Origin of the sequence: Pseudonocardia oroxyli, assembly GCF_900102195.1 — a bacterium.
Classification (GTDB): domain Bacteria; phylum Actinomycetota; class Actinomycetes; order Mycobacteriales; family Pseudonocardiaceae; genus Pseudonocardia; species Pseudonocardia oroxyli.
This window is the reverse complement of the sequence record NZ_FNBE01000040.1, coordinates 1-9,747: the sequence shown is the minus strand read 5'-3', so window position 1 is coordinate 9,747 and position 9,747 is coordinate 1. Positions and strand designations below refer to the sequence as shown.

Here is a 9,747-nt window from a genome sequence, read left to right as displayed (position 1 = left end):
CAGCGCTGCCCCGCCCGCGAGGCCAACTCCGACCCGGCCACCTTCAAGCCCGTCGTGACGTCGGTCTTCTTGGCTCCGGTGCGTTTGGCGATCGCCGACGCCGAGAGACCGAACGCGGCCAGCTGCTCCCAGCCCGCCACCCGCTCCGCGGTCGACAAACCGGCACGCTGGTCGTTCTCCACCAGCTGATCGGTCACCCGGTCCGCACCCTCCGGCACCTCCACCAACATCACCGGGATGTTCGGCAGCCCGCACTTCAACGCCGCCAGGGTGCGGCGGTGCCCGAACTCCACCACCGGCCCCTCGACACCCGGATATGCCACCACCGGCTGCAACACACCTCGTTCGCGCACGCTCGCGATGAACTCCCGCGACAGCGACACCTCCGTCCGCACGTTCGCCGCGAACGTCAACGCCCTCGGGTCCAGGCTCAGCAGTGTCATCGCGTGGCCTCCCGCCCGCGGATGATCAACACCATGTCCGGGCCGTTCAGGTGCAGCACCGGCTCCGCGGGCCGGTAGCCGTCCTTGCCGAAGACCGGGCACAACGCCGTGCCATCCCACGCGTGCGTCCAGCCGGGCGTCTCACCGGGTGTGATCCAGTTCCGTGGCGGCACCGGTACGACCTGGGCGCCACATTCCGGGCAGCTCGCGTTCAACTCGTCATCCATTGGACCTCTCCTTGGCCGATAGGCGGGCGATCGGCGGAACGCCGCATCGCCGTGAGAGCGCCCTGGACGTGTCGTAGGGGCCCGACGCCAAGCCGCAGCAGCAAGATGCTTTCGGGCGCAGCGAACCCGAAGGGCCGAAAGGATCTCTGCAGAACGGCTTTGCGGCGGGGGACGACACGGGCAAGCTCGGCCAAGGAGACCGGACAACCGGACGGGACTCACCCGCCACGTCGAGGGACCGATCGGGTTCGCAGCCCCTGGGCGCTACAACGCCACCGGCAACGAGCGCCCACGACGAGGCTTACTGCCGAGGGATTCAAGACTGTGACGACTTGACTGCCAGGATTCCACGAACCCCCTCACAAGCCTCCTACCAGCGATAACGCTGACAGAATCCCCCTCTTCAACCTCCAGGACTCGCACCATGCGCAGGGTTTCGCACCACGGGTGGCTCCACGCGCGTCATCGCTTCGGCTGGATCTCCCGAAACCAAGCCCCATGAGTTCATGAGGTGGCGGGCCCGTCTCAGCGGGGTCTCCGTCGCGGGAGCTAAAGGAAAGCCTCATGATGGCGACTACACGAGAACCGTCCGCCTCCGTGACGTCACCCATGACGCCTGCCCCGTTCGTCGACCTGACTGACGCGGAGCTCGGTGTCGTCCCACTGCTGATCCCTTGTCGCGTCGCCTATCCGTCATTAACGCGATCACCGCCCGCGTCGGCTCAAGCAGGCCCGCTCCGTCATTGAGCCCCGCTCGTGGGACGACGCCCCACCCGATGTGAGTACAGTCTCGCGAGCTTTCGACGTGCTGCTACGTTGATCGAATGGTCGAAGGGCCTCCGTCACCCGTAGGTGTCGTTCCTGTCACCAGCCGGGAGCAGGACGCCGTCCGGATCCTGCTCCTCCTCGACAACGCGGGCGAGCCCGTGGACGTAGCCGAGCGGACACTGCCTGGGCTGGACACAGCTGTCTGCGTCGTCCGGTCGACCGTACGGCTTCAGAAGCTCGACTTCTGGCTGCGCAACCCGGACTACCTCGCTGATGAGCTGTTGAACGACTATGAGGTCAGCCTTGAGCAGCCCCTACTGGACATAGCGGCGTCCATCCTGGACTCCGAAGAGCCAGAGGTTCGCCGCTACCCGATGCTGAGGCACAAGTTCGGCGCATGGGAGAACATCGACAACGCACTCGCCGTTCTCCGCGGCGCGGGCCTAGCCGCGCGCAAGCGGCGAGGAACGGTCGAGCGGGTCCGCCAAAGTGACTACTACCTCCTGGAGAAGGGTCGTGAGGTCGCCCGGGAGATCGTGGCCGCGGAGCCGGTGTTCGGCTACTACGTTAGTCGAGTAAGGCTCGTCGTCCAGCTCGCGGACGGCCTGGGAGGAACGCAACTGAAGCGACGGCAGTACCTCCAGCGCGAGTACGCCGAAACCCCGCTCCGAGAGCACATCTCGAGCGTGGCGCCGCGAGCCCGAGCTCGCCTCGCCACGCTCAGGGCGGCTACACACGACAAAGCGTCGGGTTCGGGATCGGACCGGCAGGAAGGAGCCGACGAGGGTGTCTGATCCTCTGACCGACAAGAGCCAGGCAGGCAAGGGATCGACGGTGTCCGAGAGCCCACTCGCAGGCCGCTGGGAACAGCTCGGTTCTCGCGTTGCCGAGCGAGCCGACGTGACTCTCGACGAGGTGCGGGACGTCTTCGCCACCTACGGAGTGCCGCTCGTGCTGACCCCGGCGCGCCCTCGGGCACTCCGCCTGGTGCGCCTGCGGATGAGCGGGGTGCGCGCCGGCAACGTCGCGGCGGGTGCGTTCGACACGACCATCCCGTTCGGCTCGGGTCTCACCGCGCTCGTTGCTTCCAACTTCCGCGGCAAGACGAGCGTCCTCGAGCTGATCACATGGTGCCTGCGCGGTAGCCCTCGCGAGTTGCAGAGTGGCGTCAAGGGGTGGCTGCATCAGCTTGATCTCGACATTACGGTCGGCGAGCAGCATCTCGGCTTCCGACTCGACCTCGAAGAGGGTTCGATCACCAACGCGGTCGTACTCGCCGCGGCGAGCTCAACGGCCCTGGCGGACAGGCGGGCACCTTCTGCGGCGCAGCACGTACACGCGGTGTTGCACGCCACCGGCGACCAGAGCTACGCGGACCAGGTCGAGAACTTGATGCTGGACCGTCTCGACCTCGTCCCGGTGGTGAACGCGTTCAAGGAGACGGGCACCCAGACCCACGGTTGGCCCACGTACTTCGCGGCCCTCTACCTCGGGTCTGCGAGCACGAAGATCCTCCTGGGGGATCAGAAGATCGGCGGACTCGCCGGGAGGCTGCTACAGGTCTTCCTCGATTTGCCAGCCGCCGCGGCTCTCACTCGAGTTAGGACTGCGCACGACGTGCGCGCCAACCAGATCCGCGACCGGCAGGCCGAAGAACGACGCGCCGCCGAAGCGAGCGCGCACGAGCGGGAGCAGCTCCAGTCCGCGCTCACCGCAGAGCGGAGCCGCCTGGCTGAGCTCACCAGCCAAACCGAGGGTGGCGAGTCGCTCTCCGAGCTCGCCCGCAGAGCGGCACGCCTTGCGCTCGAAGTCGCCGACGCTCGCACCACCGACGACGACGCGCGGCTCGCCGCACACCACACGCTGGCGGAGCGCCGGCGAGCCGCGAAGCGACTCACCGACGTCCGTGAGAGCGGGGTGGCGCGAGCCCTTTTCCAGGGATTGGACCCGGACGCATGTCCTCGGTGTGACCAGGCCATCACGACCGAGCGCACCCGACTCGAGCAGGAGTCCCACGCGTGCGCTGTCTGCAGCCGCGAGGTCGAGATCGACGGCGTCGACGACGCCGAGGTCGTCGCCGAGGCCGAGGCGAGACTCGCCGCCGCAGAGCAGACGGACAATGAGGCGCAGGCGGAGGCCGCGCGCACCCGAGACGAGCTCGCGCGGCTGACGGGTGAGTTGAGCGTCGTCGACGGCGGACTCCGACGGGCGCAGTCGGTCGCATCATTGCCGGACGTGGTCGAGTCTCAAAGGCGGATCTGGCAGCTCGAGGGTGGTCTCGCTGTTCTTCCCGAGGTTGTCCTGGACGATGGCGAGGAGTCGAGCGAGGCAAGGACGCTGCGCGTCCTGGCATCGGCAGCGAAGGTTCTCGACGATGCCAACAAGAACGCCGCCGAGGAGCTCTTCGCCGACCTCAACGACGAGATAGCCGAGCTCTCACGCCGTTTCGGCATGAACTCGCTCGAAGAAGTCAAGATCGACCGCTCTGCACGACTGCGGGTGACCCAGGACGGCGGAGGAAAGGACTGGTTCAGCGACTGCAACCCAGGAGCCCGGCTGCGTCTTCGGATCGCGCTGGTCATCGCGCTTCTCCGCGTGGGCGCTGCGCACGGGGTGGCCACCCATCCCGGCCTGATCATGATCGACAGCCCGAAGGCGGAGGAGGTGCAGGATCTGGACGCCACGACTCTCTTCCGCGAGCTCGCGAAAGTCGCCGAGGAACAGGCCCTCCAAGTCGTGATCACCACCCGCGACTACGATCTCGTTCATGCCGTGCTCGACGAGGCACACAGCATCGAGGCGGTCGAGGGTGAGCCCCTATGGTGATGCACGAGCAGTGGTTGCGGTGACATGACCTGCGCCGTCGCAGATGAGCTCGCGGCGCTCGCCGCGGGGGGTGTCCCACTCAGCCTCGACGCCATAGCCACGCACCTCGACGACGTGGTCCGCGAAGCGCCCGGCGTCGCCGCGGGACCGATGGCTCCCCTCCTCGCGGAGGCCGTCTGCGAAACCGAGCCGGGCCCGGGACGGGACAGAGTCGTCGGTGCGCTGGTGACCGGCCTGTCCAAGCAGACCAGCGTCCTCCACCTCTCGGAGACCGTGGAGAAGCTCCTCTCGGGCGGCGCACTCATGAGCAGTCACGGCTCAGCGCTGCTCGACTCGCTGCTCCATGACCTCTCGGCCACCATCACCCCGGCCCCGATCTTGGCCGCGACCCGTGTGGAGTTCGCCGTCCGGCTCGCCATCGGGCGATTCGTCAGCCCCTACCGGGTCTGGGAACTCCTCGATCAGCTAGTCGTGCTCGATGCCCCGGAGGACTTCGCGGAGTTGCTGCCCCGCACGATCGGCGCCGCTCTGGACATCTGGTCCGGCGAACCGATGGCGGCGAGCAGCCTTCGTCGCATCCTGGACGAGTTGGCTCAGCTCGACGGACCCCGTCACGACGCGGCCTACGAGATCGGGTGTGATTGCCTACGAGCGGCACTCTCCGCCAGCGACCTCGACGAGGTCACCCGATACCTTCTCGACGCCCGGCGGCAGCTTGCCACCAGTACGGTCGACGAAGCCCGCGCCGACGCCGAATGCCTGATGGCGGCCTGCGACGCGGTCCTAGGCTTCGCGCGACACGACGCTGCCGGCGTCACCGATGCGACCCGACGCCTCGGCCGTGTCCTGGAGCAACGCGCGGCCTGGGAGTTGCGTGTCCATCAACCGTCCTGGTCAGCGCCACGCCGATCCGCGGAATTCGCGTGGCAGGAGCTTCTACTCGTGCTCGATGCCTCGTCACGCGCGCTCGGCGATTCGGTCTGGATGAGCCCGTGGGAGGCCTTGGACTCGGTTCTGTCCGCCTATCGTGCGGTGCGTACGACAGAACCCGTCGGCGTCGCCGGCGGCGGAGGGCTTGCTGTTCTCGTCGCGCCCAGCATCGAGAACGCCTTCCTCCGTGAAGAGCGGATACTCCGCATCCTCGAGCGGGCCGTCGAACGCCCCGAGGAACATTTCGGAGCGTCCGTGTTCGACCAACCGACAGCGATCGCGCTTCTGGCCCAGATCCGCAGCCGCCGAACGACCGCCTCGCAGACGCCCGACGGAGCCGTGCCCAACGACGCGAAACCGCCCGACCCCGAGCGAGTGCTGCGTCTCGCACCGAGCCTGGTCGATGCCATGGGCCTGGAGAAGGCAACCACGCTGACTGCGGCGCTCGACGACGAGCAGCTCTCCTCCATCGGCGGGCTCGCACAGCGAGCCGACGACAGCCGTCACGAGTCCGACGATCCGGTCGTCGAGCCCCTCATCGATACCCTGATCCAGCAACTGTCCGGTCATCCGGAGTTCGCCGGGCACGTCCGCACGACGTTCATCGCCACCGTCCGTCAGGCCGTTCTGTTCTTGAGAGCGCGGCTCGATCTCACCAGCAGCAGCTTGCTCGGACCCAAGGCGGACGACGGTGGCCCCACCTTCGACTACCGGCGTCGGCCACGACAAGATCAGCGCGTGGCAATCGAGTCCGACCTACAACGCGACTTCCATGCCTGGCTCCTCGCTGGGCCGCTCTACAACTGCGTCAATGCGGAACCCACGGATCTGGCGCTGGGTCGCGGAGACCTGATCCTCCGGTTCGGATCGACCCGTTACCTAGCCGAGATCAAGAAGGAGGACGGGGATGCCAGTCGGGATCACATCGAGTCGACCTACCTCGTGCAGGCCACCGAATACGGCAACACGAACGCCCCCTTCGGCCTGCTACTCGTCCTCGACCTCACCGACAAGACGTCCAGCCGGGGGACGAGGAGACTGGACGAACTGGTGTGGGTGGCGCCCCACACCCCTACCGGAGGCACCACAGACCGGCTGGTCGTCATTGGTGTCCTGCCTGGCAACCGAGTGTCGCCCTCGGCCTACTCGCGATGACTCTGCTCTACGACCGCCCCGTAGGTACTTAGACACTCACTGGAAAGTCGTACGAGCGCGAGCATGCGGCTCGCCGCGGTGCGCTCAGCCGACCTTGATTTGGTCGTCTCCGAAGTTCGCCACGATCTGCAGGTCACCACCGAGGGCACGCACATACCTTTCGGGGACCTCGATACCGGCCAGCTCGCCGTTCTCGATCTGACTCACCCGCCCGACGGTCACTCCCATCACCTCAGCCACCTGCCGCTGCGTCAACCCGCGCCGCTTGCGGGTCTCCGCCAGTCTGCGAGCCCGTTCCTGTCCGAGCAGCCGATCCTTCTGGCGCTCGACGCGCTCCTCACCCGCTGCCGCGACGTGCTCGCCTGGGATCTCCGACCACCGCGCAGCGCTCATGACTCGCCGTCCTCAAGTTTCCCGTTCCCTCAGATACGTCGCGTAGAGCTGCTCCGCGCGCGGGATGGCCTGCCGATACCACTCCGCCCAGCGTCCGGACTTGTCCCCCGCGACCAGCAAGACTGAACTACGCCACGGGTCGAACGCGAACAGAATCCGCACCTCGCCAGCCGTCTGCCCGCGGAGCGCGCGGTCACAGCCACTCGCCGCCTGAACGCGTCCGGCTCTGCGGCAAACTTCTGCGCCGCGGAAGGATCCAACCCGCCTCAATCGGCTACAGCCAGCAGGCCGACTGCAACCAGTCGACCTGCTACATCGGGCGATACTGACGATCCCTTCCGCAATTCTTCAATGGCCGGGTCAAACAGCGGCATCAGCCGCTCGCCGACTGAGTTGTCGGTCACCGTCACGACCATCACCCCCGTCCTTCCTGGCTGAAGGGTACGACTAAGCACCGATCTCACGCAGCCACGATCGACTCGCACGCGACAGCAAGGATTCGGCTGGAGGGGCATCAGCTGACCAGAGCCTCGACGAGAAAGGCCCTCGGCCCGCGCGCGGCGCCTGCCCGGCCTCAGGGACCACCGCGCTCGCCGTTGCCCGCACCGCCAGACCCGCCCCTGACCTTCCCCCGCTTGGACGGACTCCGACCTTGAGGCGGCTTGGCCGCCTGGGAAGGATGTCGTTGTGCCCGCTCCTCACCCGCCGGAGTTCCGGCAGCGCGCGGTCGAGCTCGCCCGCCTCGGCGATCGCCCGGTCCGCGAGGTCGCGCAGAGCCTCGGGATCAGCGAATCGTACCTGCGCAACTGGATGCACCAGGCCGAGATCGACGCCGGCGACAAGCCGGGCCTGACCCGCGACGAGCGCACTGAGCTGGCCGAGCTGCGCCGGGAGAAGCGCCGCCTGGAGCTGGAGAACGAGATCCTCAAACGCGCCGCCGCCTACTTCGCCCGGGAGAACGTCCTCCCAAAATGATCTACCCGGTGGTGCGGGAACTGGCCGACGACGGAACCCCGGTCGCGGTCGCCTGCCGGGTGCTGGGGGTGTCGACCAGCGGCTTCTACGACTGGCGCGACCGCCCCACCAGCCCTCGCCGCCAGGCGGATCTACAGCTGGTGGAGGTCATCCGCGACATCCACAGCCGATCGCGGCAGACCTACCGCTCACCGCGCGTGCACGCCGAGCTGCGTCTGGGCAGAGGCATCCGGGTCGGGCGCAAACGCGTGGAGCGGCTCATGCGCGAGCACGGGATCGTCTCGGTGCATCGCCGCAGTCGGCGGGGCTGCACCTGGCGTGATCCGGCCGCGGCTGCGGCGCCGGATCTGGTCGACCGCCGCTTCGTCGCCGCCCGGCCGAACGCGTTGTGGGTCTCTGACATCACCCAGCACCGCACCGACCAGCGCTGGGTCTACTGCGCGGTCGTGCTCGACACCTTCTCCCGCCGCGTCATCGGCTGGTCCATCGCCGACCATCTGCGCACCGAGCTGATCGTCGACGCCCTCGAGATGGCCTGCCTGCGCCGCGGCCGAGCTGGCCAGACCGACACGACGACCGGGACGATCTTCCACTCCGATCACGGCAGCCAATACACGTCGTGGGCGTTCGGGCAGCGCCTGCGCCAGGCCGGGCTGCTCGGCTCGATGGGCAGCGTCGGGGACTGCTTCGACTGTGAGACTGGTGTTCGTCGCCCGGTCGGTCTGACCCATGCTTACGACTGGCCCTCTCGGTGCCCTGGCGTTGATTTGTCGGCCGCCCGGGCGACACCGCCACTGGTGGCGCACCGAGCGGGCAGTGACCTCATAGGAGCCTGATCTCAGCAGGTCCCATCACAGTCCTGTCCCGCCCGCCCGGCGCGCTGTCGACCACGCCCCCGGGAAGAGGACACGCAGTCACCGATGAGGATCCCGCACGACAACCGCCCGCGCATCGTCGTCGGCGTCGACACCCACAAACACCTCCACGTCGCCGTCGCGGTCGACCAGCTCGGGGCACTGCTGGGCTCGACCACGGTCACCGTCAACCGTGCGGGCTACTCGGGACTGCGCGACTGGGTCGGCGAGCTCGCCGGCGACAACGACGACGTGCCGGTGGTGTTCGGGATCGAGGGCACCGGCTCCTACGGCGCCGGGCTCGTCTCGTTCCTGCGTCGCGCCGGCGACCAGGTCATCGAGGTCAACCGCGGTGACCGCACCGTGCGACACCTGCGCGGCAAGGACGACACCATCGACGCCGAGACCGCCGCCCGGTCCGTGCTGTCCGGCACGGCCACCGCCGTCCCGAAGACCCGCGAGGGTGTGGTCGAGATGATCCGTCAGGTCAAGATCGCCAAGGACACCGCGACGAAGGCCCGCACCCAGGCGATCGTGACTCTCAAGACGGTCCTGGTGAACGCGCCCGCCGAGCTGCGCGAGGCCCTCGAGCCCCTGGGCGACCGCGAGCTCCTCGACGCCTGCCGCGCGCTGCGCTACCAGTCGATGGACGGACCCGAAGACGCCGCCCGCTACACCCTGCGTGCGCTCGCCGACCGCCACCGCAGCCTCGACTACGAAGCCCGCCGCCACGAACGCGTCCTCGACACCCTCACCGACCGCGCCGCACCCACGCTGACCAGCCACTTCGGCATCGCCGCGGACTCCGCGGCGGAACTGCTGATCGTGGTCGGTGACAACCCCGAACGCGTCCACAGCGAAGCCGCCCTGGCAAAGCTCTGCGGCGCCTGCCCCATCCCCGCGAGCTCGGGCAAGACCAGCCGTCACCGGCTCAACCGCGGCGGGCACCGCCAGGCCAACGCCGCCCTGCACCGGATCCTCGTCGTCCGCATGCGCTTCCACGAACCCACGATCGCCTACGTCGAGCGCCGCAGCCACGAAGGCCGCACGAAGAAGGAGATCCTGCGCTGCCTCAAGCGCCACCTCGTCCGAGAGATATACCGAGCCTCGTCGCACCACATAAGGAGACGAAACAATTGTCTCTCGTCGCTTGACAACTATAGGAGCATCAACGCC

At 67.9% G+C, this 9,747-nt stretch carries 11 protein-coding genes; 6 read left to right on the top strand and 5 right to left on the bottom strand.

The window, feature by feature from the left end; all coding sequences use genetic code 11:
* On the bottom strand, window positions 1-443 hold a 443-nt coding region (locus tag BLS43_RS28985; RefSeq protein ID WP_176921638.1), incomplete at its 3' end, for a ParB/RepB/Spo0J family partition protein.
* Window positions 440-670, bottom strand: coding sequence for a hypothetical protein (locus BLS43_RS29765; protein WP_143030297.1), 231 nt, complete (start codon window positions 668-670; stop codon window positions 440-442). The genes BLS43_RS29765 and BLS43_RS28985, both read right to left, overlap by 4 nt.
* Before the next feature lie 824 nt (window positions 671-1,494).
* Here BLS43_RS29765 and BLS43_RS28980 point away from each other — a divergent pair.
* Genes BLS43_RS28980 through BLS43_RS28970 form a run of 3 tightly spaced genes read left to right on the top strand, consistent with a single transcriptional unit; the run spans window position 1,495 to window position 6,349 of the window.
* A complete protein-coding gene (locus BLS43_RS28980; protein ID WP_176921637.1) occupies window positions 1,495-2,232 on the top strand; it encodes a hypothetical protein in 738 nt (245 codons plus the stop codon).
* On the top strand, window positions 2,225-4,264 hold the full coding sequence (locus BLS43_RS28975; RefSeq protein WP_143030296.1) for an ATP-binding protein: 2,040 nt from the start codon (window positions 2,225-2,227) through the stop codon (window positions 4,262-4,264). The genes BLS43_RS28980 and BLS43_RS28975 overlap by 8 nt, the downstream gene beginning before the upstream one ends.
* 24 nt (window positions 4,265-4,288) lie before the next feature.
* Window positions 4,289-6,349, top strand: a complete 2,061-nt coding sequence (locus BLS43_RS28970; RefSeq protein WP_093089885.1) for a hypothetical protein — start codon at window positions 4,289-4,291, stop codon at window positions 6,347-6,349.
* A gap of 84 nt (window positions 6,350-6,433) precedes the next feature.
* On the opposite strand, the gene BLS43_RS28965 is transcribed toward BLS43_RS28970, so the two are convergent.
* Genes BLS43_RS28965 through BLS43_RS31555 form a run of 3 tightly spaced genes read right to left on the bottom strand, consistent with a single transcriptional unit; the run spans window position 6,434 to window position 7,152 of the window.
* On the bottom strand, window positions 6,434-6,742 hold the full coding sequence (locus BLS43_RS28965; RefSeq protein ID WP_093089884.1) for a helix-turn-helix domain-containing protein: 309 nt from the start codon (window positions 6,740-6,742) through the stop codon (window positions 6,434-6,436).
* Window positions 6,743-6,754: 12 nt separating this feature from the next.
* Window positions 6,755-7,012 carry a type II toxin-antitoxin system RelE/ParE family toxin gene (locus BLS43_RS31830; protein WP_281245882.1) on the bottom strand — a complete coding sequence of 86 codons (258 nt, stop codon included), beginning with the start codon at window positions 7,010-7,012 and terminating at the stop codon, window positions 6,755-6,757.
* A complete protein-coding gene (locus BLS43_RS31555) occupies window positions 7,009-7,152 on the bottom strand; it encodes a hypothetical protein (RefSeq protein WP_245707911.1) in 144 nt (47 codons plus the stop codon). Before BLS43_RS31555 ends, BLS43_RS31830 begins: the two co-directional genes overlap by 4 nt.
* A 277-nt stretch (window positions 7,153-7,429) precedes the next feature.
* On the opposite strand from BLS43_RS31555, the gene BLS43_RS28955 reads away from it, so the two are divergent.
* The 3 genes from BLS43_RS28955 to BLS43_RS28945 form a co-directional block, all read left to right on the top strand.
* Complete coding sequence (locus BLS43_RS28955; protein WP_093089882.1) at window positions 7,430-7,717, top strand: transposase; 288 nt, start codon at window positions 7,430-7,432, stop codon at window positions 7,715-7,717.
* On the top strand, window positions 7,714-8,553 hold the full coding sequence (locus tag BLS43_RS28950) for an IS3 family transposase (RefSeq protein WP_093089881.1): 840 nt from the start codon (window positions 7,714-7,716) through the stop codon (window positions 8,551-8,553). Before BLS43_RS28955 ends, BLS43_RS28950 begins: the two co-directional genes overlap by 4 nt.
* A gap of 84 nt (window positions 8,554-8,637) precedes the next feature.
* Window positions 8,638-9,747 (top strand): IS110 family transposase (locus tag BLS43_RS28945; protein ID WP_218130053.1); only part of this gene is annotated, 1,110 nt, incomplete at its 3' end.